This window comes from Lentilactobacillus kefiri (genome assembly GCF_007989105.1).
GTDB lineage: Bacteria > Bacillota > Bacilli > Lactobacillales > Lactobacillaceae > Lentilactobacillus > Lentilactobacillus kefiri.
The window spans coordinates 133,522-158,247 of record NZ_BJVK01000002.1 but is presented as its reverse complement, the minus strand read 5'-3'; the positions used below and the strand labels follow the sequence as shown (position 1 = coordinate 158,247).

Below are 24,726 nucleotides of genomic sequence, written 5' to 3'. Positions count from 1 at the left end.
CACTCTTAGAAGTTAGCATCTGAGTTGTCGAAGCACGTTTCGGCTAGGCGGCCTCAACGCACCGGCCGTCGAAGCACGTTTCCACTAGAGAAAAGCAAGGCTCCAGACTCGCTAACTAAACTTAAAACTACAAACAAAGGGATTACCAACAACTTAAATTGTTGGTAGTCCCTTTTTCCTGTCTAATTATAAATTTTATTTTACCTTGAAATACACATGATAAGGGCCATCCCCGACTGTGTTAAGCGGCACTAGTTGCTCATCTTGTTTCAACTCAGTCTCTGATGTTGTAAAGAATGTATCTTGATCAGCCTTTTTGGCAAGCATATCCGGACCCTTGAAAACAGCAATCAGTGAAGCATCATCCGGGGCACGCTCAATCGTGACCTTCAGTGTAAACATCAATTTGATCACTGCTTTTCCTGTTAGGCCAAGCAACCCAACATAACTATTTTCATGTTCAAGTTGGGCAGGTCGGCCATTTAGTGAAACTTTCAAGTCAGCTATCCACTCTGGTACCCGAATATGCAAATCAATCGACTTATGCAAATCGGCAGTAATCACAATCGTGTTTGAATCGACTTTCTGCGAGATTAAGCCCTCACTGTTAGGCAGCTCAACTTGGCTGTCATAGAAGAGATTGTCATACACATCATGACCGTCAGATGCAAAAATGTTTTTCTGAAATCTAACCATGTTTTCCAAACCAGTTCCATGACAACAGGTGTTATCAACATCTCGATCATACTTTTTAACCCCACCCGGTTTTAATGGCATGAAGTAAGTTGTGCCGCCATCTTCTTGATGATCATTCGCTGCCAAAAGGTGATTATTCAAAATGTTTTCGGCATAATTCATGTACTTGCCATCACGCGTTATCTCAAATAACTGTTCGGACAATTTAAACATATTATAGCTGGCACAGGTTTCCTCATCCCGATCAGTCAGGTACGGCTCAACCTTGTCAGCCTCGTGGAACATCTCGGTCTCACCAACGCCACCGTTGGCAAACGTATGATGCTGGACCACAATATTCCAAAAATTGACGGCAATCTTCAAATAATTCTCGTCACCGTTTGCCTGATAGAGGTCAACAGCGCCGATAACTTGAGGAATATGTTGATTGGCATGCATGTTATCAAGGGTGTCATAATTGGCTGCCATTGGGACAAACAATTTATCGTTGCTGAATAGTTTTGCGGTATCCAAATACGCTTGCTGACCGGTTGCCCGATACAGTCGGACCATTACTGTGATCATTCCGCCAAACTCACCGGCAATGTAGATTGACCACATCTTAGTCAGCTGATCGTGACTTAACTTTCCAAGCCGCTCAGTCACCCAATCACCAATCCCCTTGGCAACTTCCAATGCCTGAGGATTCTTGGCATAAAGGAAAGTGTCCAGTAATCCCTGGAGAATCTTATCCAGTGTGTAATAAGGTGCCCAAATATTCGGGTAGGTTTCAAACTGTTCCAATTGATCACATTGGATTTCATCGTAGGCACTCAGGAACCCTTTATGAGCACCATTTTTAGCAAAGGCCCGCTGACACTTGGCGAGTTCATTAACCATATAAGCCAATTGATGCTTAAAATCCTCGTCCCTAGTGTCGAAGTAGGCAAACGCCAGGGCGGACATGTAATGACCGGTGGTATGTCCCCGAAGCTTGCAGTCCGGTGCATCCCAGCCCGTCATCTGGTCCTGATCGTCAACCGGTAAACCGGCAGCTTGACGGAAGTTATACAACAAATTATCAGGGCCTGCCTGTTTCAAGTGTTGGACCATCGTCCGATACCCAGTAACAAATGGATTGTTGCCCCCAAGCAGAACGTGGAGATTCTTAAATGGATTGGTTATCGGCTGGGCTGACTTGGGCTCAAGCTTAACGGCCAACTTGACTGGTGATTCACTTTCCGGCACCCGTCCCGTGACGGTTTGCGTCGACTTTGATGAGTCAAACTGATCATTCCAAACGACTGGTGAAGTTGAATATGAGCCATCCGTTAATTGAACCACGGCAACTTGTGGTAAGTGGTAATCCTTTGTATGCGTGACAATATGTAGATCAACCGGATGATCGATTGGAACTTTGCGAGATTCTTGAATCACCGTCGCGTTGAATTGTCGATGAATAGTATCCGTCCCCAACTTTGCCGTGAGGTTTAAGTGAACAATCCGATTGCCCATGCCAGGCTTGGGCCGAGTGACTTTACCGTCATCAGTGATAACTGTCGGCTTGTCAGATTTCCAGTCAAAATGACTGCCGTGGCTTCCCTGCTTAGGCAGCTTAATATCGGTCTCAACGGTTCCAAGGTTTCCCAAAAAGATACCCTGGACATCCCTAATCAACGCTTTGTTTTCAATCGGCTTTGCCACTTTCAACACTCCCTTGGATAATAAAATCCCACCATAACAATCAAACAGTTAATTTGTTCGTATCTGACATTATGATGGGATCATTCGGTTACTTTTTCTTTTTATTTTTTGCGGCTTCTTTTTTCTCAGCCTGATATCGGCTCATGCCTTCCTTGTATGGATTGCCAAACAACCGACTCAGTCCGGTCCAAACTTTGTTGGATTTCGGTTCATCATTTTGCGGAAGCTTCTTCCCACAATTTGGACAAACAACATCATCCGGCTTCAGCTTGGCACCGCAATATGGGCAAAACGAAAATTTCTGTTCAGCCATTTCAGTTACCTCGATTGCTGATTATTCCGATTACGATTGGCATTGCGCTGGCGGCGCTTTTCAGCCTCAACCCGTTCTTTAGCGGCACCCTCTCGGCGAATGCGTTCAGCCCGTTCTTTTTTGGCGTTGTCTTCGGCAACAATTTGATTATGCATGATATTCATTCGGTGAGACAAGAAATTCCAGCCACCAATCAGAAACAGTGCGCCAACAACTGAATATGGAAATGTCCACCAGGGAAAATAACTGCCATTTTTAAAGACCATTGGGCCCAGAAAATTATAGAGCGCCATCAGGATTGCAACCATCACGGTCATCTCGAGTGTATTGATCAGCCAATTTGGAAGCTTAAATTTTTTCTTCTTTGCCACAATTTACCCTCCTAATCAATTTCATTTTCGGTCAAGAAAGCCTTGAAGTAATCAAAGGCCATCTCACGAATATTTTCAATTCCGACCTGCTTAGTTGGTAAATCGCCATTATCGTCGACATCCAAAAGTTCAACATTCAAAACACCGGTTGCCAGATTAATCGAGGTTGGATAGCCAACGAAGTTTTCCTCATCGGCGGTTTCAAATCGAATCACCTTTTGATACCGAATTGATTGTGTAATGATGTGAATCAAAATATTATCAGCATTATCAAAAGCTCGGTCAGCATTTAGAACTGGTAATGCAAAATGCTTATTCTTCTTATTTTCATCAACAAATTTATCAATGACCCGCAAGTAATCAGAATCGGTAATGATTCTGCAAATATCATCATACCGAATCCAAACGTATCCGCCAAACCGGCCATTCATATCAACCACCATCATGACCAGTTCCTGGGGGTTGCTTGAAATAATTTTACCAACATAGAAATATTTACGATTATCGTTGGTATCAATGACAACCCAATTTCCGTTATCACGGAGCTTTTGAACTTCATCATGAAAGACATCAGTGTCGGATATGATTGTGTTGGCGACATGATTTTCAGGCTTAACCATGTCCAGCACGTTTTGCAGCAATTGTAATTCAGTACCGCCAAATTCAATTCCGCGGATATCGTCAAACTTGATTTCAAATACTGGGCGCTTGGAAAAATCGAACTTGTTAACATTGGTAAAAAGTCATGCCATCGTCATGAACATTTGATATCAAGCCTTCATTGTATTTCAGCTTGCCAGCCTGTTCTGTAATAATCAGCCCAACTTTTTGTTCATCATGCAGCGTTTGAACAACGCGGTCAAACAGTGAATCGCTCATCTTAATGGGCAAATCAAATGCCGGTTGGGCATTGAGGTGATGCTTCTCATCGAAATAGATGCGTTCTTCCATATTGGCAAGGTCATAACTATCCGTTTCCACGGACTTAACCGAGGATAATTTCAAATAAACCTCACCATCCTGAATCCCATAATCGTTATAGGTCAGCATAATAAAGTCTTTACTGCTCAGGAATTGAATGACACCGGTGTATACGATATCGGAGTCATTTTGAAATGCGTTAATCAGCTGCTCGTCAATTTGTGCCGTGCGCAGCTTGTCGTATAAGGTGTTCAAGGTGTCACTTCTTTCTTGGTTGGGGTTAAGTTTTTAATAGTTAGTGGTGTTTGTTTGTGGAGCTTGTTTTGCTTGGATACCTTTTTCAGGTTTGCTTTTCTCTAGCCGAAACGTGCTCCGACAACCCAGATGCTAACTTCTAAGTTGGCTTTACTTCAAACCCAAATGCGGGGTTTAAAGTAAAACCACCTTAGAAACCGCATCTCCCGGGTCTCGTCGCACTCTCACTGAAACGTGCTCCGACGGGCCTGCCCCCTACTGTGTAAGTCAAAAATTTTAATGATGAATAAGGACCATTCATCATCAAAATTTTCGTCTTACACTCCGGGGGCACCCAGCCCTCGTCGCACTCTACGAAATTGCATTCCCCATAAACTCTCTCAACTCATCTCCATGCATATTATCACTCAATCCAACCAAAAGCTTGATTCTTGCCTTTTGACCATTTAAGCCTTGGCACAGAATCGTTCCCATCTTTCCTAATTGGATACCGCCGCCCTGATAATCATAGATTTCCTGGGCCACACCGTTATAACATCTGGAGACTAAGACAACCGGGATCTTGTTATCAATTAAGCTTTGAATTGCTGGAAGCGTCTTTGGTGGGACATTGCCGGCACCCAAGCCTTCCAGTACTAATCCCTTGGTATTTTCGTTATTAATCGCTTCAAATAAAGTTCCGTCCATCCCAGCATATGCATTAATCAAATACACGCCTTCAACAACATGATTAATGTCGCATACTTCAGTCTGGATTAATTCTTGGAAGTATTTTGCCTTGTTTTGCGTTACAATTCCAATTGGCCCAAAAGTTGGTGTCCGGAATGTCGCCACGTTGGTTGTATGGGTTTTGGTTACGTATCTTGCTGTATGAATTTCATCATTCATCACAACTAAGACGCCTTTACCATAGGACTCGTCGGTTGCGGCCACCATGATGGCGTTTCTGAAATTATACAAACCATCAGAACCAATTTCATTGGATGAGCGCATGGCGCCTGTCAAAACAACCGGAATCGTGTTAGGCAGTGTCAGATCCAAAAAGTACGCGGTTTCTTCCAACGTATCGGTTCCGTGGGTAATGACAACTCCATCGACTCCATCGTCAATTGCCTTCATGATCCGCTGCTTGATTTTTAACATCACTTCCGGTGTCACATGAGGTGATGGCAGGTTGAACATTTCATCGGTGATCAGATTAATCTGACCCTTTAAAATGACTTGTTCTTCTGCGATTGGGTTCTCATCGTTGGGAACGACTTCACCCTTCTCATTTTGTGACATTGAAATTGTGCCGCCTGTATGAATTGCAAGAATTGTTTTCATTAATTTCATCCTCCATCAACCTGTTAATCTATACTATTGTACCGTAAAATGGAACTTGTAAACTCAGAATTAAGAAAGAAGTCGACAGATATGCCAAATTCCGACAGATATTATACGCCGCAAGATTCAAAAGACGCCATGCGGCAAATCGAAAAATTATTTAACAAATATAAGGATGCCCCGCTCACTCAAGAGTTGGTCACATACCATCAAAACCTGGTTAATCGATTAAAAACCGATATTATGGCTGCGGCCAAGCAGGAAAAAGTGCCAGCCCGAGTCGACTCAATCAATTCAATGATTGCCGTCATGGACCGCTGGCTCAAAGTCCGTCTGGCAGGAAATCCGTTCAATGGCAAAATGAAGAACTTCAAGTTTGTCGGTGATGAATCACTGCCGAAATTCAAACGTCATGTTCATAAAATGAATGGCAGTTCCGGTCATCGGTCATCACGACACTAATGGCGGATTGTCTAGTCGCTTTTCTTGTCGCCAATCATATTCAATCGTTATAATTATCATATTCAATTATATTAGGAGGAAGACCGTTGAGCAAAACCATTGTTGAATTAAAAAACGTCTATAAAAAGTATGACGACGGCTTTACCGCTCTTAAAAATATCAGCTTCAAGTTACAGGAAGGTGAATTTTACACCCTTCTTGGCCCCTCCGGCTGTGGGAAAACAACTATTCTTCAATCAATTGCCGGCTTTACCGAAGTCACATCCGGTCAAGTCCTGTTTGACGGCAAAAAAATCAATGATATTCCTGCCAACAAACGGCAGTTAAACACCGTCTTTCAAGATTATGCCCTCTTCCCCAACATGAACGTCTTTGATAACGTCGCCTTTGGCTTGGTGGTTCATAACACCAAGAAAGAAGAAATCCAAACTCGGGTTCATGATGCTTTAAAGATGGTTCAACTCGAACAATACGCCAACCGTGAGATTGGTGAGCTTTCAGGCGGCCAGCAACAGCGAATAGCGATTGCCAGAGCAATTGTTAACCGCCCCAAGGTATTGTTGCTGGATGAACCTTTATCGGCCTTAGACGCAAAGCTGCGCAAGGATATGCAGTATGAATTGCGTGAGCTGCAGCAGGATCTTGGGATTACCTTCTTGTTTGTTACCCATGACCAGGAAGAGGCCCTTGCAATGAGTGATCAAATTTTTGTTATGAATAAGGGTGAGATTCTTCAAAAGGGCTCTCCCGTCGACATTTACGACGAACCAATCAATCACTTTGTTGCCGACTTTATTGGCGAAAGCAACATCATTCAGGGAAAAATGGTTGAAGACTACCAAGTTGCTTTTCTCGGCCATCAGTTTGAATGTTCCGATGCCGGTATGCGTCCCAACGAACCGGTTGAAGTCGTCATCCGTCCGGAAGATTTAGTCATCACGACACCGGAAAAAGGCAAATTACAGGTTAAAGTCGATACTCAGTTATTCCGTGGTGATTATTATGAAATTCTCGCCTATGATAAGGCTGGCAACGAATGGCTGATTCATTCCACCAATGCCAGTACCGATGATGCAATCGTCGGCCTGACCTTCAGCCCTGACGATATGCACATCATGAGATACAACGAAACTGAAGCCAAGTTTAATCACCGGCTTGAAAGTTACGAAGATTAGGGGGTTAAGAATTGAAGAAAAACTTTCGGGGATTATTTTTCACACCCTACGTTTTATGGCTGGCAATGTTTGTCATTGCCCCAGTTGCCCTCATTTTTTATTATTCGTTTTTTGATATTCACCACAACTTTACATTATCCAATTATCAAGAGTTCTTCACATCTGGCACTTATTTAACAATGACCGCCAACTCAGTGCTTTACGCGTTTTTGATTACCCTATTTGCCATCCTGATCAGCTACCCGATGGCGTTGGTCATTAGTAAGCTGAAGCACCGGGACTTATGGATTTTATTGGTTATCCTGCCAACTTGGATCAACCTGCTGCTCAAAGCCTACGCATTTATTGGCCTTCTCAGTCATGACGGCTTGGTCAATCAACTGTTTCAATTTTTCGGTCTACCGATTCAACACATGCTGTTCACGGATTCCAGCTTCATCTTGGTTGCTGCGTATATCCAAATTCCGTTTATGATCCTGCCGATTTATAATTCATTAACCGACATCAGTGGTTCATACATCCGAGCCAGCCGGGACTTGGGCGCAACCAAATGGCAGACTTTGACCAAGGTCATCATCCCAATGACGATGCCGGGAATTAAATCCGGTATCCAAATTGTCTTCATCCCTTCACTATCACTCTTCATGCTTTCACGTTTGATCGGTGGTAATAAAGTCATTACGTTAGGTACCGCCGTTGAGGAGCATTTCCTAACGACCATGAACTGGGGAATGGGTTCAACCATTGGCGTTGTTTTGATCATCTCGATGGTTATCGTCATGCTGCTGACAAACACGAAGCGTAAAAGGAGGCGGGCATAATGGAAGATAAGGCCTCCAAAACCGGTAAAATTTATATCACGATTGTCTTTTTGCTATTATATATTCCAATTGTGTATTTGATCCTTTATTCCTTTAGCAAAGGCACCACAATGACGAACTTTCAGGGCTTCTCGCTGAAACACTACGGTGAGCTTTTCGCTGACAAACGAATGTTGGCAATTTTTCTGAATACCATTTTGATTGCCCTTCTGTCGTCCGTCTGCTCCACGATTATTGGAACGATGGGCGCACTTGCTGTTCACAATGCCAAACGCAAACATGAACGAGAAACCTTGTTGTCATTGAACAGTATCCTGTTGGTTTCACCCGACGTTATCATCGGTGCCAGCTTTTTGATCTTCTTTACAGCTCTAAAGTTGCCGCTGGGATTCTGGTCAGTCCTGCTCAGTCATATCGCCTTTGAAATTCCAATTGTTTTGTTATTGGTTCTGCCGCGGTTGGATGAAATGAGCCCATCAATGACCAATGCCGCAATGGACTTGGGAGCAACCCCAGCTCAGATATTAAGTAAGATTGTGCTGCCATATATTCAGCCGGGGATCATTGCCGGCTTCTTTATGGCAATCACCTACTCACTGGATGACTTTGCGGTTACCTTCTTTGTAACCGGCAACGGGTTTACAACCTTGTCCGTTGAAATTTACTCACGGGCACGCCAGGGTATCAGCTTGGAAATCAACGCCTTGGCCGGTATTATGTTCATCTTCTCATTGATTCTGGTCGGCGTTTATTACCTGATTGAAACCCACAACGCCAGAAATGGCCGCAAGAAGAACCTTGTGGAGGTGACTGACCGATGAAAAAATTCTTAGCAGCATTTATCGCCATTTTGGCCATTTGTGCCGGCTTGGCATATGGCAGCGATCAGTTAACCAAATCCACCGGAGATACCGGCAACAAAGTTCTCAACCTTTACAACTGGGGAGATTATATCGATCCGGCACTGCTGACAAAGTTTCAAAAAGAAACCGGCTATCATGTCAATGTGGAAACCTTTGACAGTAACGAAGCCATGTATACGAAGATTAAACAGGGCGGAACCAGTTATGATTTAACGGTTCCAAGTGAATACATGGTTGAAAAGATGAAGGCCGACCACATGCTGATTCCGCTGGATAAATCCAAGCTGACCGGCATGAATAACTACGGATCTTCATTCATGAACAAGTCGTTTGACCGCGGTAATAAATACTCAATCCCCTACTTCTGGGGAACGTTGGGAATTATTTATAACGACCGTTACGTGAAACCAGGTGCTTTGAAACACTGGAATCAACTGTGGAGTAAGAAATATCGAAATGATATTATGCTGATCGATTCAGCACGTGATATCATGGGATTTTCACTGATTTCAATGGGTCACTCGGTTAACACTACCAATTCCGCGGAGTTAATTAAAGCCAAAGATAAACTCAATCGACTTTCGCCAAACGTTAAAGCGGTCGTCGCCGATGAAATCAAAATGTATATGGCCGAAGGAGAGGCTCCGGTTGCGGTTGACTGGTCCGGAGAAGCTTCAGAAATGATGTCGCAAAACTCACATTTGCACTATGTCGTCCCCACAGAAGGCAGCAACATGTGGTTTGATAACCTGGTCATCCCCAAGACGGCCAAACATTTCAAAGCGATCTACGCGTTCCTGAATTTTATGAACAAACCGGAAAATGCCGCCCAAAATGCTAAATACATCGGGTATGCCACTCCGAATACTTCAGCGCTCAAGCTCCTGCCGAAGTCGATTAAAGACGATAAGCAGTTCTATCCAACTCAAAAGGTCATTGACCGGCTGCAGGTTTACAGCAACCTCAGTCCACAAAAGGTTCAGGAATATAACGATCTTTATTTGGAATTCAAAATGCACCATTAATCGTCGTTAATCATTCTTAATTGGTCTTTATACACAAAATGCATTAAACTTATTACGAGGTGAAAATAATGGCAAAGAAAAACATGCGACAAGAAATCATTATCGATATGGACGAATTCATCGTCACATACGCAGCAACTCTGTTGGATCCATCCAAGAATCTTTCCGAGTTGGTTTATAACACAGCAAAAGATGACATCACAAAGTTGGACGACCTTTTCCACGATCAAGGATTTGGTAGAAAAAACAAGTTCATCAACATCGGCCGAGGTTATCTGAGAGATTCACAAAACTTGGATGCTGAAGATGCTGAAAAACAGGGTGATCAATTGGCTAAAGAAGCAATTGAATATCTTGGCAAGCACACCGACTTCTTTGAAAAATGGCGGACAGATTAATATTCAACCAAGCTCTGGGCAACTCTGGAACTTTAATAGAAAAAGACAACGATGGACAAAAACGTCCACCGTTGTCTTTTTTACTTTGCTGGTTGGCCGAACCGATTCATGAAGCTTTTTCCACCAACTTTTTGTAAGTTTGCGTCATAATGGACCTGTTGAAATCAACGAACATTATGAGAGAAGGTAATCCACATGAACAACCCATCCACAGAAACCAAAACTCAGAAGAATAGTTGGTGGATTCTGGTATCAATCGGTATGTTTGCCTTCATGTCCAATTTGGATTCAAGCATCGTCAATATTGCCATGCCAATTATGGCAAAGCAACTGCATGTGCCAATGAATCAAATTGAATGGGTGGTTTCCTCATACCTCATCGTATTGACCGCTTTACTGCTGTTCTTTGGCAAGCTGGGCGACATTTACGGTAAAGTAAAAGTCTTTAGAATTGGGACTGTCATCTTCTTACTGGGATCATTTCTATCAGGACTCCAAATCAACTTTCCATTCCTATTGGTTGGCCGATTCATTCAAGGGACCGGTGCAGCCATGACCCTATCAAACACTTATGGTATTACGACCTCAACGTTTGGCATTAAAGAACGTGGCCGGGCAATGGGGTTTGTCGGCACGTTTGTTGCTCTGGGAGCGATCGCCGGACCTGGTCTTGGCGGACTCATCCTGTCAAAACTCCCTTGGGGCTACATTTTCTGGGTTAACCTGCCCATCGGCATCATCGCCATCACTTTGGGTGCTGTCGTCATGCCCAAGGCGTTTCAAACCGTTCCAGGATCAATTGACTGGTTAGGCTTTGTTAACTTCTCCCTGATGATTATCGGCCTATTCTTAGGTGTCTTCATCGGCCAGGAAGTCGGCTATACCCAACCGGTTCCACTTGGTCTGTTCGCATTAGGCATCGTCACGTTATGGGGCTTCTTCCATACCGAAAAGCGGGCCGAAAATCCATTAATGCCATTATCGCTGTTTAAAATCAAACCATTTTCATATGGACTTGGCGCTGCAGTGTTAATCTTCTTATCGAACTTTTTCACGGTCGTCATTGTTCCCTTCTATCTTGAAGATGCCCGTCAACTCAGTGCCGGTCAAGCCGGTGCCCTGCTGATTATCTTCCCGGTTGTAATGGTCTTCTCCGGACCATTTGGCGGCTGGCTGGCAGATCATTTTTCACCGGCAACGATTGCTTCAATTGGTCTGCTCATCGTGGCGGTCGCCCAAGCGATGTACATCTTCCTGACACTTACCAGTCCGATGTGGGTCTACGTTATCATCACAGTAATCATGGCCTTTGGAACCGGCTTGTTTCAATCACCGAATAGCGACATTGTCATGTCGGTTGTACCCAAGAATTCACTTGGAAGTGCCGGAAGTCTTAACGCCCTCGCTAGAAATGTCGGCATGATTTCTGGAACCGCCCTTTCGACAAGTGCGCTATTTATTGCTATGGGCATTAAAGCCGGATTCCACGTAACCAATTATCTGCCAAAGCAGCCGGAAGTCTTTATCTTCGGCATGCACGTTGCCTTTGCCGTATCACTGGTGATCATTCTTGGTGCATGGGGCTTGTCAATTATGCAGGGACGTACCGTTAAACCTGGAGACTTAAAGTAATTAAAAGCAAAAAAGGATCGGAACTTGAGGTAGCTGAGCTATCCCAAATTTCGATCCTTTATTTTGATTATTCTTTAATTTTAGTTGCTTGACCTTTACGTTTTCGATATTCAATTCGTCCAAGCTTGATAATTTCCGTAACGACCAGCACGATAAATCCTGCGATGGTTGGGACAACCCAGCCATAGAAGAAGTTCACGTTACCAGTATGGAAGACACCCTGCATGAATGGAATGTAAATCATTCCAGCTTGAAGGACCAACAGAATGGCAATGATGATAAACGCCATCTTGTTTTCAAAGAAGTGTTTGGAAATAATCGGGTAGGAATTTCGAATATTGAACAGGTAAAAAATCTTACCAAAGATAATAATGTTAACAGCCATTGTACTACCAAGGACAACGGACAATACGCCGGAATCGACGAATTTGTCGAAGGTAAAGATACCCAAGGCAGAAATCAATATGGAAACATAGACAATCTCGAAGACATCCATCTTCCCAAGAATCCCTTTCGCGACATCCCGCGGCCCACGAATCATGATTGACTCTTCAGCCGGTTCAAAGATAAACGCAAATTGAATGGTCAACGCTGAAACGGTGTTGATCCACAGCAATTGAGTTGGATACAGTGGTAATTCCTGCCCCATCATCATACTTAGCAAGACAACCAAACCTTCGGCAAAACTGGTTGGTAACAGGAATCGAATGGTCTTTTGAATGTTATCAAAGACGTGCCGACCTTCAGCAACCGCTTCAACAATGGTGGTAAAACTATCATTAACCAGCACCATATCGGCAGCTTCCTTGGCAACATCGGTTCCTTTGATTCCCATGGCAATTCCGATATTCGCCTGCTTTAACGCAGCGGCATCATTGACACCATCACCAGTCATCGCAACAATCTTGTTGTTAGCCTGTTGAGCTTTAACAATTCTCAGCTTATTGGCAGGCGTTGTTCTGGCAAAGACATTATAACGACCAATGTTTTTAACCAAATCTTCGTCAGACATTTCATCAACTTCAGGTCCGGTAATTGCATGAATACTTTCATCCAAATCCAGTTTGCGGGCAATTGCCGAAGCGGTATCCGGATGGTCACCGGTAATCATATTAACCTTAACACCGGCACGGCGAAGGCTTCGAATTGACGGAATAACTTCTTCTCGTGGTGGATCAATAATGCCAACCACACCACTTAATTTAATACCATCATAAATCTTGTCTTGATCAATTTCAGTAACCGCTGATGAGACGTCTTTGTAACCCAGAGCAACCACTCGAAGACCTTGTTCAGTCAACTTGGAAACTCTTGAGTACCAGACTTTATCATCAAAATCAGGATTGGTCTTTTTAACCATTCCAAAAATTGTTCCCGGAGCACCTTTAACCATCAATTCGTTATGGCCGGATTCTTTAATGAGTCGGGCACTGTAACGATAAGCAGAGTCAAATGGTAAAGTATCCAGTTCATCAACTTCAGGCTCACGGCCGATCAATTTGTGGAACAAAGTGGTCAGCGCACCATCGGTTGGTTCACCGTTCAACTGCCACTCGCCATCGGTTTGAACCAATTCGGCGTCGGTAGTGGTTCCGGCGATATCAACCAAATCACGGAAATGCTGATCGTTCTTCCAGTCATACTTCTTGCCGTCCAGCATGACGTCACCATCAACACCCTTATCACCATCAACGAATCCAACTCCGCTAACGTGGTAATGATGCTCATCGGTGATAACATCGGTAACGGTCATTTCATTTTTCGTTAAAGTACCAGTCTTATCGGTATCAACGATATCCACCGCACCAAGGGTTTCAACAGCGGGTAAAGTCTTAACAATGGCACCCTTCTTGGTCATAACCTGAACACCACGAGCCAAAACAACTGAAGTTGAGGCAGGCAGCCCTTCAGGAATAGAACCAACAACCATTGTAATGATCGCAATGGTTAAAGTAGGCAAACTGTAAATCTTGGTGTACAAACCAAGAACAAACAAAAGAATCGCAATGGCAACGATAAATACTGATAAGTTAACACCCAACTTGTTCAGGTTCTTCATTAATGGTGTTACCTGTGATTTAACTTCGGCAACACTTTGTTGAATCTGACCAATTTGAGTTTGTTGCCCGGTTGCGATAACAATTCCGACACCGGATCCTTGAGTGACCGCAGTTGACGCGAACGCCATGTTGGAGCGGTCGGCCAATGGTAATTTATCCTTGTTGATTGGATCTTCCGTCTTCTCAACGGAATTACTTTCACCGGTCAATGTGGACTCTTGAGCCCGCATGTTATCAGCCGAAATCAATCTCAGGTCAGCGGGAACCGCATCCCCGGCTTCCAAATTAACCAAATCACCCACAACCAGTTCACGTGCAGGCACTTCAATCTTGTGACCATCACGAATAACGTAGTTCTGGCTGACCAATAACTCACGAATCTTACTCAAAGCATTGTCGGCTTGCATCTCTTGGAAAAAGCCAATAAACGCGTTGGCAATAATAACGATCCCAATAACCGCCGAATCTGAATAATGGTGCATAAACAGCGTAATAGCGGCTGCAGCAATCAAAATATAAATGATGCTGTTGTTAAATTGAAGCAAAAACTGAAGCAGCTTGCTCTTCTTCTTGGCCGTTAATTCGTTATAGCCATCCTTGGCAAGCCGTTTTTCAGCTTCTTGGTCGCTAATACCATCTTCCGCGTTGGTCTGATACTTCTTAACCAGCTCTTCGGTGGTATCCTGCCACAATTTTTGATCAGGAGGTACCTCGTTTGTACTGTCTGACATTACATGTATCACCTTTCTTTTATAAAGATTATGCTTGTTGTTACTAATATTATAATATATTCCCGGTTCATATGGGAAAATAAATGGCTTTTGGCTGAAATTTCAATGTGAAAATTAACAAAAAATAAGAATTAACTCATTTTTTATTTAACAACCGTCCACTCATTAATCGACTTGCCGTTATCATCCTTTAAGACCAGCCAGCTGTTGGTACCGCCAAAATACAGGAACAGGCCAACTTCGTTAACTGATTTCAAAATAATATCTTTAGTGGTGACAAAATTGTCGAAGCTGTCGGTATGTTCGGAACGCAGCTTCTCAGCAAACTTGGCTGAGAATCCAAGCGAACCGTCTTTGTTCAATTCAGGCTTGGGCTTCATGACCGCTCCTGCCTTCAGCAGCATCTCGTTGCGTTTCTGCCAATAAACGGTTGCCTTGGTACCTTCATAATCCACATGGAATGGAATTTCACTGACCTGTTTCGTGTATCGATGGGCAGGCTTACCCTTGAACTTTTTCTTGGGCATGAACAATGATCTGAACCCCAATCCGTTCAGGACGGTCAAAATCAGGCTGCGAAAGTCCTCAACCGTCTTTCGCTGATTACTTGGAATCTTGACGTCAACGAGTGGGTCTTTTTTAAAAATCCCCTGCTCAACGGCATATTCAGCAAAAGCTTTTGCAAGGTAATCAGGCTCCAAGTCCCACGCAGGTTCAATCGTCATAACGCCATCTGCTTTTTGGTCAGAGCCGTCAGTTTGGAGGCCAGCCAGTTTTCCATTTTTCATATCCAGATTGACAGCATTTTTACTTGGCTGAGATTGGCTGGCAATCGTTATTTTTCCTTTTTCATCCGGCAAAATAATCGTCGTCGAATGATCATTAATTTCGACATTAAGTTTCATCTGATATTCCCCTTTTATTCAATTGTCTTTCCGAATTTATCATACCATTAATTAACAAAAATGAGCTCATAAACCCCCATTTAGAGGACTCATAAGCTCATTTTCTATCGAAGAAGAGAAAGTTTTATTCTGTTGTTAGTTTGTTGGTCAGATTACCAGACCACTTCCAATTTTTGACTTCTGGAATATCTGTTCCGTATTCACGGATGTAATCATGGTGCTTTTGAAGCATTTGATCCATCTTGGAAACAAATTTGTCGGCTTGATCGGCATATTTGGTTCGGCCAATCGCATCCTTTGCAAGGTGATAACGGTCGAGTTCATTCAAGACCCGCATATCAAATGGCGTAGTGATATCACCGTTTTCACGGTACCCATGGAAGCTGATGTTGTGGTTATGACGGTTGTATACCAAGCCACGGAAGGTGTTTTCAAAGCCATGGAAGGCAAAGATGACCGGCTTGTCAGTGGTAAAGTACTTGTCAAATTCAGCTTGGGTCAAGCCACGACTATCTTGATCTTCGTTGCTTGGACGTAATCTCAAAATGTCAATGACGTTGATGAAGCGAACTTTCAGCTTAGGAAATGCTTCATGGATCATGTCAATGGCAGCCAAACTCTCCATTGTAGCTTCGGTTCCAGCAGTGGCAAAGACAATGTCCGGATCGCCCTGATCATTTGATGCCCAAGGAATAATCCCCAAACCATCGTTAACCAGCTTGGTCGCTTCATCCATTGAGAACCATTGTGGTCGTGGGTGCTTTGAAGCAACAATCAGGTTGATCTTCTCACGGGTCTGCAAGGCAGTGTTCATCACGGCCAAAAGTGAATTGGCATCAGCTGGAACGTATTCGTTAACCAGCTCATGACCCTTTTCAGCCAAGTGACCAAGCATCCCTGGATCCTGGTGGGTATAGCCATTGTGATCCTGCTGGAAGGCGTGGGAAACGTTCATGATGTTTAATGATGGATAATCATGACGCCATGACTGTTCATTGGCCTTTCTAAGCCATTTGTAGTGTTGAGTGAGCATTGAATCGATGACCCGGGTAAATGCTTCATATGAGGCAAAGAATCCGTGACGGCCACTTAATACGTATCCTTCAAGCCAACCTTCAGCTTGGTGTTCTGAAAGTTGTGAGTCAATGACCCGGCCTTCAGGAGCCATGTTTTCGTCATTTGGTGTCTTAATTGGTTCTTCCCATTGACGTTTACCGTAATCCAACATTGAGAAGAACTTGTTGGATTTGGTTTCATCGGGGCCAAACGCTCTAAATGACTGACCGTTTCGTTTCATAATCTCGGTGTAGAAGTTGGATAACACTTCAGTATCCTGAGCTTCTTTGTCACCAGGCTTGTCAATCTTCAAGGAGTAATCGGCTGGATCAGGCATATCCAACTTCTTCGGGTTGATACCACCATTGACAATTGGGTTCATTGCCATGCGTTGGTTGCCTTCAGGGGTTGTCCCTTTGATCTCGGCTTTGATGGATCCATTGCTGTTGAATAATTTTTCCGGTTCGTATGATTTGAGCCAGTTAACCAGCAAATCTTTGTGGTCCATTTGACCGGCACTCACAGGAATCGGTACTTGGTGAGCTCTGAATGATCCGGCGATTGGATTGCCGTCCAGATCATGCTTTGGACCTGTCCAGCCCTTTGGTGAACGAAGAACCAGCATCGGCCAGTGTGGCAAAGTGTCGTCGTTATTGTCACGGGCATGCTTTTGAATACCCTTAATCTCTTTAATAATAGTATCCATCGTCTTGGCCATTTCCTTGTGAACGCGGGCATAATCTTCGGGATCACCCTTGGTTTCAACAAAGTATGGCTTCCAACCCATACCTTCAAAGTACTTGGTCAAATCGGCATCACTCATCCGGGAAAGGATGGTTGGGTTGGAAATCTTGAATCCATTCAAATTGAGCATTGGTAAGATGGCACCATCATGAATTGGATTGATAAATTTGTTGGAGAACCATGATGCGGCCAATGGGCCGGTTTCGGCTTCACCATCACCAATTTCAACGGCGGCAATCACGTCGTGGTTGTCCAAAATTGCACCAGTACCATGGGCGATTGAATAACCCAGCTCGCCACCTTCATGCATTGAACCTGGTGTTTCAGGAGCGGCATGAGAAGCAACCCCACCTGGGAACGAGAATTGTTTGAATAATCGTTGAAGGCCGGTTTCGTTTTGGGCAATTCTTGGATAAATTTCACTGTAACTGCCATCAAGATATGAGTTGGAAACCATGACTTGGCCACCGTGACCAGAGCCCTCAATGTAAAACATGTTTAAATTGTATTTCTTAATCACCCGATTTAAGTGGGCGTACATAAAGTTTTGTGAGGCAATCGTGCCCCAGTGACCAATCGGCTTGATCTTAACATCGTCTGCAGTCAACTCACGTTTGAGCAATGGGTTGTCTCGCAGGAACAACTGACCAACAGACAGATAGTTGGCAGCTTTCCAATACATGTTGACTTTTTGCAGGTATTCATCAGAATCGAAGTTCGTCATATTAGTAACCTCCTGAATTTGACAGCAACGTTATCCCCAATTTGATTATTGGACCGGTCCAAATTCAAATTACAAGTATATTGTATGCTTGAAGTACTGATAAATCAACGGTTTAAGCATTGTGATATTTTATTTTAATATAGACAAAATTTATATTAAATCCGTTTATCATAGGATATGTATTAATAAGCCCCCGCCATTGCTCATGACGGGGGCTTTTATTTAATAGTGTTTTGTTCTGTGAATGTGGAAATATTTAGCCAGGAAATAGGCCAAGTCACAATACCAGATTTCAATTTGTTTCATCGCTAATCCTCCAAGATATCCATCACTCGTTTTAGCTCACCCAATGCGTCACTGGGATTTTGCCACTGGAAATCATATCCCAATGATAGATTTTGGTAGTGAATGCCATTTTCGACCACCCGGTTGGGCATGTGGGAATGGCCGCTCAACGACAAGCTGACGTGGTTTTGCTCAAACACCTGACGATAACGGTCACTACCCAATTGATACATAAACCGATCGTAAAACGGAATCGGCATCTGGCGAGCCAGCTTCTTCGTTGGCAGCATGTGACTCGCTACCAGTAACTTCTTGTTTGCCACATTCATCTGATTGATTTGGTGCTGCCAACCAAAAATCTGCTTAGTGACCCAGAGACGATCCCGCCGATAACTGATTTGATTGCCGTTGATGTACATTTGATCGGGCCAAACGTGCTTGGCAACAAAATTGTCAGCGTAGCGAGGTCCTTTAGCTTCAGAAAAGTCTTTGGCAAATGTGTAATCGTACCAGCCGTTGATCCCGGTAATCAGCCAATGTTCCGTTTTAATTGGATGCTTGGTTAATGACATCGGCAGGTTGTCGAGTTCGTGGTACGCATTTCTGGAAGCCTGCTGGATTTCGGCAACCGTTTTTTCACGTGGATGATCCACATATAAGTCATGGTTACCAACCAGCGTGTAAAACGGAATTGAGATGCTGTCTTCCAACCGTTCATAAAACCGTAGATTCCGCTTGAGGTCATTTGCCGAATCGCCCATAATCACTATTTTATCTAATCGTTCATCGTTAATCAGCTGCTGCAGAACAGTCACGAAATCATATTGGCGGTTAAAGTCCGTATGTAAGTCCGACACAAATCCGATGCGCATAGTTAGCCTCTCCCAAAGATTATTTTCTTTAATTGTATCTCATATCCTTATCTGGTCGATAATATCTGAGTATCTTAAAAGATTCATTATCAATCTTCTAACCTTGATTTGTGACCAGATGAGACTATTCAGGTATCAAAAAAGCCTGTCGACCAGGCCGACAGGCTTCCAAACAATATTTACATTAACCGAGATATGGATTATCAGGTACGCGAACCAAATCGTCAGCAACCAAATGCTCAGCAATCTGGACAGCGTTCCAAGCAGCACCCTTCAAGAGGTTATCGGAAACAACCCACATGTTAAATGCCCCTTCGTTTTCGAAGTCGGGACGAACACGGCCAACAAAGGTTTCGCGCTTGCCTTCAGCTTCGATTGATTGAGGATAGATTTGGTGGGCAGGGTCATCTTGTAAGACAACGCCGTCAGCACCATCCAGAGCTGCCTTGATTTGATCTGCGGTAGCAGTCTTGTCGGCAACTTCGAAGTAAACCGACTCACCATGAGCGATTCGAATTGGAGCCCGGACACAGGTTGCCGTAACCTTGATATCTTTGGCATCCATGTCATCCAACATAATCTTCTTGGTTTCATGAATCATCTTCCACTCTTCGTGAGTGTAATAACCGTCCGATTCAAAGACATCAATTTGTGGTAAGAGGTTGAATGCCATTTGGTAATGCTTCTTGTCACCCTTGGTTGGCAGAATCTTTGGATCGGTTGGTTCACCATTCAAGACTTGCTTGGATTCTTCCATTAATTCGTCCAAGGCTGATTGACCGGCACCGGAAACGGCTTGATAAGTCGAAACGATTACCTGCTTCAAACCAAACTTCTTGTAGATTGGTTCAAGACAAACCACCATTTGAATGGTTGAACAGTTGGGGTTGGCAATAATACCACGATGATTGTAAAGCGCCTTTTCATTAACTTCAGGGATAACCAACGGAACTTCTTTTTCCATTCGGAAAGCACTGGTGTTATCAACACAGACAGCACCACGCTTAACGGCTTCCGGCAAGAATTTCTTGGAAGTCGAGCCACCGGCTGAAGACAGAACCAAGTCAATCCCATTGAATGAATCAGGAGTGGTTTCTTCAACTGTGTGATCTTCACCACGGAATTTCAATACCTTACCGGCTGAACGTGATGAAGCCAACAGCTTGACACTCTTAACCGGAATGGTTGATTGCTCTAATTGTTGAATCATGCGGGTTCCAACAGCTCCCGTAGCACCTAAAATTGCGACGTTAAACTCTTTCATCTGATTAATCCCCTTTTCTTTATTTCGTTAATGCAAGTAAATAGTCATTCATCCGATCCATTGCCAACTTGATATCTTCGTCAGAAGCCGCGTAAGACATCCGGATCCAGCCTTCACCACCAGGGCCAAATGCTGATCCTGGGGTAACACCAACTTTAGCATCCTTTGCCAAATGAGTGGCAAACTCAACTGAGGTTTCATTTATTGTATCAGGAACCTTGGCAAAAATGTAGAATGCGCCTTGAGGCATGACAATGGGCATCCCCATCTTTTCAAGTCGATCGGCAATGTGGTCACGACGCTTCTTGTATGCGGCCCGCATTGGAATTGGATCATCAAGCCCATTATTCAACGCTTCGGCGGCTGCGTATTGAGCAGGATTTGAAGGCGCTGTGACAACAAATGCATGCATCTTTGATGCGTTGGTGACGAAATCCTTTGGTGCAGCAAAATAACCGATTCGATAACCAGTCATCGCATGAGATTTGGACAACCCGTTTACCAAGATCGTTTGGCCTGGAATCATTGAAGCGATTGAATGATGTTCAACACCATATGTCAGCTCATTGTAAATTTCATCTGCAAGCACATACATCTTATGTTGAGAGATAATGTCTGCCAAAGCTTTTAACTGCTCTTCAGAGTACTCAACGCCGGTTGGGTTTGATGGATAATTTAAAATAATTGCTTTGACGCTGTCCCCATTTTCGTCGAGTGCTTTTTGAAGCTTTTCAGGCGTTAAAACAAAGCCGTCATCAGATGTATCAATCGTAATCAATTCTGCACCAGCCACTTTAATAATTGGGAAATACAGGGCGAATGCCGGTGTTGGCACAATCACTTTGTCCCCAGGATTAAGAATTGAAGTTAAAGCTGAAAAGATTGCTTCAGTCGCACCGACTGTGACAACAATTTCGGTTGCCGGATCATATTCAACCCCGGTCCGCTCTTTCAAATAATGACTAATCCCATCACGCAATTCAGGAATTCCCTTTTGGGCTGAATAGTGTGATTTATTTTCTTCAATACTTTTAATGGCTGCCTGTTTGGCATGTTCAGGAACGTCAAAATCCGGCTCACCAATGGTTAATTTAACGATTCCGGGAATTGATGAAATTTCCTGATCAAATTCACGGATACCCGAAGGCCCAACTGATTTCACATTATGATTAATAACACCTGATAATTTGCTATCTAACTGTGGCATGTTTTCCTCCTGATTTTCACTACATAATATTTTCTAAACCGACAATCAACTTGTCTGCTTTGGCGGCTGCAGGGACTGCGAGTTGAACGCCGCTCATAAATGAGCCGCGGTCAAAGGAATCCTGCCGGATGGTCAAAGCTTCACCCTTGCTGCCGAATAAGACCTGTTCATGGGCAACATAACCGGGAAGCCGGACTGAATGAATCTTGATACCGTCATAGTCTCCGCCACGAACACCTTTCAGTGTTTCTTCGGTGGCCGGGGCAGCTTTCTTTCCACGAACTTCATCGATCATTTTGGCAGTTGCCAAGGCAGTTCCTGAAGGTGCATCAAGCTTGTCGTCGTGGTGCATTTCAATGATTTCGACACCGGGCATATACTTGGCAGCCTCTTTGGCAAATTTCATCAGCAAAACAGCTGAAATCCCAAAGTTGGGTGCCAGGATACCGCCGACGTGAGTCTTATCTGCCAGCTTGGTCAGCTGGTCGACTTGGTCATCCGTTATACCCGAAGTCCCAATCACCGGATGAATCCCGTGTTGGATGGCAAACTTCGCATTTTCAAATGCAGCACCGGGAACCGTAAAATCAATCCAAACGTCCGCGTCGGTTTTGATTTCATCCAAACTGGCAAACAATTTGACGTGATCGTCCATTCCCATTCCCTGGAGATGAACGGTATCAATGCCAGGATTATAAGCCCCAACCAGTTCAAAGTCATCGTTCTTGTTGACCATTTGAACGGTCTTTTGACCCATAGATCCCATAAAGCCGGCAACTAAAACCTTAATCATCGAAAAAACTCCTTTACTTATTTAATGTTTTCCAACCAACAATCGTTAGCTGCGTGCCATTTCAGTTCCATCAACTGGAATATCTTCAAGACGGCTGACACCTAATTTCGAAGCGAGGGTCGCCTTCTCTTCATCATTCAATGAAAGAATTGGCAAACGGCAATCACCGGTACCAAAGCCTTGAACGTTCAAAATTGCCTTAACACATGATGGTGATGGGTACATGAACAGTGCTTGGACTTTAGGGGTTAAGAAACGCATCAAGTTCCCTGCAGTTTCAACATCCCCTGATTCAAGGGCGTCGTACATTCGACGCATCTCACGGCCGTAAATGTGGCTGGTAACTGAAATAACCCCATTGGCACCAACTGCTTTGGCTGATAAAGCCTGAGCATCTTCACCGGTATAGACGTTGAAGTCATCGGGTGTGTTTTGAACCAGATACTCCAAGTCTTCCAATGAAGTACATTGCTTAACGCCGGCAATATTGGCATTGTGTGACAATTCAATAACCGTATCATTGGCCATTGTGACGCCGGTTCGACCAGGGATATTGTAAATGATCAGTGGAACTGGTGATTGTTCAGCAACTGCTGTGAAGTGGGCAACCATCCCTCGTTGATTTGGTTTGTTATAGTATGGCACAACCACCAATGCGTAATCAATGCCGGGAATACTGCCAACTTCGGCGGTTAATTGAACCGTTTCGGCAGTGTTGTTACTACCGGTTCCGGCAATGATTGTTCCGCGGCCGTTCACGATTTGGGCAAAGCGGGTATACAATTCAATCTTTTCGTCATGACTCAATGTGGGTGTTTCACCAGTCGTTCCACCGATCACAAAGCCACGGCTGCCAGTATCAATCAAATGATTGGTTAACTTTTCCAAGCCATCAAAGTTGATGCTGCCATCTTCACCAAATGGTGTCACAATCGCCGTCATAATATCTGCACTAATCATACAAATCCCTACTTTCTTTTTTATTAGTTTAATGATTCATTCGATATTCAAGAAATCTGATAATGGAATTAACACCCTTGGGAATTGAAGACTCCTTGGGGTTTAAGGTTGCCGAGTGAAGTTGAGATGTATCGTCAACTCCCAGCCAGAACATGGTTCCGGGAATCTTTGACAACAAGTAGCCAAAGTCCTCTCCGGTCATTGCCGGCTCAGTCTCCACAAACTCGGTTTCCGGATCCTGCTTCGCAAATTCAATAAACCGTTTGGTCAGCTCATCATTGTTTTCAACTGGTAAATAACCACCTTGGTTAAAATGAATATTCACTTCAGCCCCATAGCTGGTTGCGACCCCGTTGGCGACCATTTTCAGACGGTCAACAATGTGTTCGATCATCTTTTGGGTCAACCCCCGAATGGTCCCTTCGATACGGGCTTTACCGGCAATAACGTTTCGAATGGTTCCGGCGTCCAACTTGCCAAAGGTAATCACACCGCCTTCGATCGGGTCAACGCTCCTGGAAACGATCGTTTGAACCTGGCCGATGAACTCGGCTGCCGCAACAACCATATCGTTGGCTTTTTGTGGGTAGGCTGCATGACCGCTTTTACCGATTAAGTCAACGTTCACTTCCGTTGTCCCGGCAAACAGGGTTCCCATCCGACAGCCAATTGCACCGGCAGGCAGGTTGGGATTGTCATGAAGTCCGTAAAATTCATCTGGACGCCATTTACCTTCAAAGACACCCATCTCATAAGCAACCTTGCCGCCATTTTCACTTTCTTCGGCGGGTTGAAAGAAGAAAATCATATTATCTTTTGGTTGGTGCTCAGTGAACCAGTTCAAAACACCCAGGGCAACTGTCATATGAATATCGTGCCCGCAGGCGTGCATGACACCGGCATTCTTGGATGCAAATGGCAAACCGGTTTGTTCGGTAACGGGTAACGCATCAATATCGGTTCGGTACCCAACCGTCCGTTTTGGATCTGATCCATGGACGGATACCAATAATGCAGTGGGTAAATCAGGAATTTCTCTAATTTCAATGTACTGTTGATTAAAGGATTGAATCGTCTTTAACAGAAAGGCATGAGTGGCAGTTTCATGCATTGCCAGCTCTGGATATTCATGTAAATGCCTACGAATTTGAATTAGTTCTTCCTTATTAAGTTGACTCATTGAA

At 44.0% G+C, this 24,726-nt stretch carries 22 protein-coding genes; 7 read left to right on the top strand and 15 right to left on the bottom strand.

Features of this window, described 5'->3' with window-relative positions:
* Positions 1–195: 195 nt before the first annotated feature.
* From LKE01_RS01585 to LKE01_RS01565, 6 genes are all read right to left on the bottom strand, one after another.
* Positions 196–2,379, bottom strand: a complete 2,184-nt coding sequence (locus LKE01_RS01585) for a beta-L-arabinofuranosidase domain-containing protein (protein ID WP_056980890.1) — start codon at positions 2,377–2,379, stop codon at positions 196–198.
* A gap of 88 nt (positions 2,380–2,467) precedes the next feature.
* Complete coding sequence (locus tag LKE01_RS01580; protein ID WP_056980891.1) at positions 2,468–2,692, bottom strand: zinc ribbon domain-containing protein; 225 nt, start codon at positions 2,690–2,692, stop codon at positions 2,468–2,470.
* A 5-nt stretch (positions 2,693–2,697) separates the two neighbouring features.
* Positions 2,698–3,063 (bottom strand): hypothetical protein, encoded by a 366-nt coding sequence (locus tag LKE01_RS01575; RefSeq protein WP_225364644.1) that lies wholly within the window; start codon positions 3,061–3,063, stop codon positions 2,698–2,700.
* Between the two features lie 11 nt (positions 3,064–3,074).
* The gene (locus tag LKE01_RS12165) at positions 3,075–3,704 is read right to left on the bottom strand and encodes a hypothetical protein (protein ID WP_225364643.1); all 630 of its coding nucleotides are present in this window, start codon (positions 3,702–3,704) and stop codon (positions 3,075–3,077) included.
* An 85-nt stretch (positions 3,705–3,789) separates the two neighbouring features.
* Positions 3,790–4,239: a hypothetical protein gene (locus tag LKE01_RS12160; RefSeq protein WP_225364642.1), complete on the bottom strand. Its 450-nt coding sequence runs from the start codon at positions 4,237–4,239 to the stop codon at positions 3,790–3,792.
* A gap of 351 nt (positions 4,240–4,590) precedes the next feature.
* Entirely contained in the window at positions 4,591–5,574 is a 984-nt protein-coding gene (locus tag LKE01_RS01565; protein WP_275452994.1) for an asparaginase, read from the bottom strand.
* A gap of 81 nt (positions 5,575–5,655) precedes the next feature.
* On the opposite strand from LKE01_RS01565, the gene LKE01_RS01560 reads away from it, so the two are divergent.
* The 7 genes from LKE01_RS01560 to LKE01_RS01530 all read left to right on the top strand — a co-directional run bounded on the left by LKE01_RS01560 (position 5,656) and on the right by LKE01_RS01530 (position 11,941).
* Complete coding sequence (locus LKE01_RS01560; RefSeq protein WP_056980893.1) at positions 5,656–6,027, top strand: hypothetical protein; 372 nt, start codon at positions 5,656–5,658, stop codon at positions 6,025–6,027.
* Positions 6,028–6,113: 86 nt separating this feature from the next.
* Positions 6,114–7,202 (top strand): ABC transporter ATP-binding protein, encoded by a 1,089-nt coding sequence (locus tag LKE01_RS01555; RefSeq protein ID WP_056980894.1) that lies wholly within the window; start codon positions 6,114–6,116, stop codon positions 7,200–7,202.
* 11 nt (positions 7,203–7,213) lie between these two features.
* A complete protein-coding gene (locus LKE01_RS01550; RefSeq protein ID WP_056980895.1) occupies positions 7,214–8,023 on the top strand; it encodes an ABC transporter permease in 810 nt (269 codons plus the stop codon).
* Positions 8,023–8,844: an ABC transporter permease gene (locus LKE01_RS01545; RefSeq protein WP_054768810.1), complete on the top strand. Its 822-nt coding sequence runs from the start codon at positions 8,023–8,025 to the stop codon at positions 8,842–8,844. Before LKE01_RS01550 ends, LKE01_RS01545 begins: the two co-directional genes overlap by 1 nt.
* The gene (locus LKE01_RS01540) at positions 8,841–9,911 is read left to right on the top strand and encodes an ABC transporter substrate-binding protein (RefSeq protein ID WP_054768811.1); all 1,071 of its coding nucleotides are present in this window, start codon (positions 8,841–8,843) and stop codon (positions 9,909–9,911) included. Before LKE01_RS01545 ends, LKE01_RS01540 begins: the two co-directional genes overlap by 4 nt.
* 68 nt (positions 9,912–9,979) lie before the next feature.
* On the top strand, positions 9,980–10,309 hold the full coding sequence (locus LKE01_RS01535) for a hypothetical protein (protein WP_054768812.1): 330 nt from the start codon (positions 9,980–9,982) through the stop codon (positions 10,307–10,309).
* A gap of 195 nt (positions 10,310–10,504) precedes the next feature.
* Positions 10,505–11,941 (top strand): MFS transporter, encoded by a 1,437-nt coding sequence (locus LKE01_RS01530; protein WP_056980896.1) that lies wholly within the window; start codon positions 10,505–10,507, stop codon positions 11,939–11,941.
* Between the two features lie 67 nt (positions 11,942–12,008).
* On the opposite strand, the gene LKE01_RS01525 is transcribed toward LKE01_RS01530, so the two are convergent.
* The 9 genes from LKE01_RS01525 to LKE01_RS01485 form a co-directional block, all read right to left on the bottom strand.
* Positions 12,009–14,732, bottom strand: a complete 2,724-nt coding sequence (locus LKE01_RS01525) for an HAD-IC family P-type ATPase (RefSeq protein WP_056980897.1) — start codon at positions 14,730–14,732, stop codon at positions 12,009–12,011.
* A 143-nt stretch (positions 14,733–14,875) separates the two neighbouring features.
* The gene (locus LKE01_RS01520) at positions 14,876–15,637 is read right to left on the bottom strand and encodes a hypothetical protein (protein WP_056980898.1); all 762 of its coding nucleotides are present in this window, start codon (positions 15,635–15,637) and stop codon (positions 14,876–14,878) included.
* A 124-nt stretch (positions 15,638–15,761) separates the two neighbouring features.
* The gene (locus LKE01_RS01515) at positions 15,762–18,161 is read right to left on the bottom strand and encodes a phosphoketolase family protein (RefSeq protein ID WP_056980899.1); all 2,400 of its coding nucleotides are present in this window, start codon (positions 18,159–18,161) and stop codon (positions 15,762–15,764) included.
* A gap of 308 nt (positions 18,162–18,469) precedes the next feature.
* Complete coding sequence (locus LKE01_RS01510) at positions 18,470–19,318, bottom strand: metallophosphoesterase (RefSeq protein ID WP_056980900.1); 849 nt, start codon at positions 19,316–19,318, stop codon at positions 18,470–18,472.
* Between the two features lie 184 nt (positions 19,319–19,502).
* Positions 19,503–20,582: an aspartate-semialdehyde dehydrogenase gene (locus tag LKE01_RS01505; protein ID WP_054768813.1), complete on the bottom strand. Its 1,080-nt coding sequence runs from the start codon at positions 20,580–20,582 to the stop codon at positions 19,503–19,505.
* Between the two features lie 19 nt (positions 20,583–20,601).
* Positions 20,602–21,789 (bottom strand): aminotransferase class I/II-fold pyridoxal phosphate-dependent enzyme, encoded by a 1,188-nt coding sequence (locus tag LKE01_RS01500; RefSeq protein ID WP_054768814.1) that lies wholly within the window; start codon positions 21,787–21,789, stop codon positions 20,602–20,604.
* A gap of 19 nt (positions 21,790–21,808) precedes the next feature.
* Entirely contained in the window at positions 21,809–22,582 is a 774-nt protein-coding gene (gene dapB / locus LKE01_RS01495; protein ID WP_056980901.1) for a 4-hydroxy-tetrahydrodipicolinate reductase, read from the bottom strand.
* Positions 22,583–22,627: 45 nt separating this feature from the next.
* Positions 22,628–23,542, bottom strand: a complete 915-nt coding sequence (dapA, locus tag LKE01_RS01490) for a 4-hydroxy-tetrahydrodipicolinate synthase (protein ID WP_056980902.1) — start codon at positions 23,540–23,542, stop codon at positions 22,628–22,630.
* Positions 23,543–23,570: 28 nt separating this feature from the next.
* A complete protein-coding gene (locus LKE01_RS01485; protein ID WP_056980903.1) occupies positions 23,571–24,722 on the bottom strand; it encodes an N-acetyldiaminopimelate deacetylase in 1,152 nt (383 codons plus the stop codon).
* Positions 24,723–24,726 lie beyond the last annotated feature (4 nt).

Coding starts and splice junctions, on each gene's coding strand:
- LKE01_RS01545 (WP_054768810.1), top strand. CDS start 8,023: ATGGAAGATAAGGCCTCCAAAACCGGTAAAATTTATATCACGATTGTC.
- LKE01_RS01485 (WP_056980903.1), bottom strand. CDS start 24,722: ATGAGTCAACTTAATAAGGAAGAACTAATTCAAATTCGTAGGCATTTA.
- LKE01_RS01525 (WP_056980897.1), bottom strand. CDS start 14,732: ATGTCAGACAGTACAAACGAGGTACCTCCTGATCAAAAATTGTGGCAG.
- LKE01_RS01510 (WP_056980900.1), bottom strand. CDS start 19,318: ATGCGCATCGGATTTGTGTCGGACTTACATACGGACTTTAACCGCCAA.
- LKE01_RS01515 (WP_056980899.1), bottom strand. CDS start 18,161: ATGACGAACTTCGATTCTGATGAATACCTGCAAAAAGTCAACATGTAT.
- LKE01_RS01580 (WP_056980891.1), bottom strand. CDS start 2,692: ATGGCTGAACAGAAATTTTCGTTTTGCCCATATTGCGGTGCCAAGCTG.
- LKE01_RS01540 (WP_054768811.1), top strand. CDS start 8,841: ATGAAAAAATTCTTAGCAGCATTTATCGCCATTTTGGCCATTTGTGCC.
- LKE01_RS01500 (WP_054768814.1), bottom strand. CDS start 21,789: ATGCCACAGTTAGATAGCAAATTATCAGGTGTTATTAATCATAATGTG.
- dapA (WP_056980902.1), bottom strand. CDS start 23,542: ATGATTAGTGCAGATATTATGACGGCGATTGTGACACCATTTGGTGAA.
- LKE01_RS01505 (WP_054768813.1), bottom strand. CDS start 20,582: ATGAAAGAGTTTAACGTCGCAATTTTAGGTGCTACGGGAGCTGTTGGA.
- LKE01_RS01520 (WP_056980898.1), bottom strand. CDS start 15,637: ATGAAACTTAATGTCGAAATTAATGATCATTCGACGACGATTATTTTG.
- LKE01_RS01535 (WP_054768812.1), top strand. CDS start 9,980: ATGGCAAAGAAAAACATGCGACAAGAAATCATTATCGATATGGACGAA.
- LKE01_RS01565 (WP_275452994.1), bottom strand. CDS start 5,574: ATGAAATTAATGAAAACAATTCTTGCAATTCATACAGGCGGCACAATT.
- LKE01_RS01560 (WP_056980893.1), top strand. CDS start 5,656: ATGCCAAATTCCGACAGATATTATACGCCGCAAGATTCAAAAGACGCC.
- LKE01_RS01530 (WP_056980896.1), top strand. CDS start 10,505: ATGAACAACCCATCCACAGAAACCAAAACTCAGAAGAATAGTTGGTGG.
- dapB (WP_056980901.1), bottom strand. CDS start 22,582: ATGATTAAGGTTTTAGTTGCCGGCTTTATGGGATCTATGGGTCAAAAG.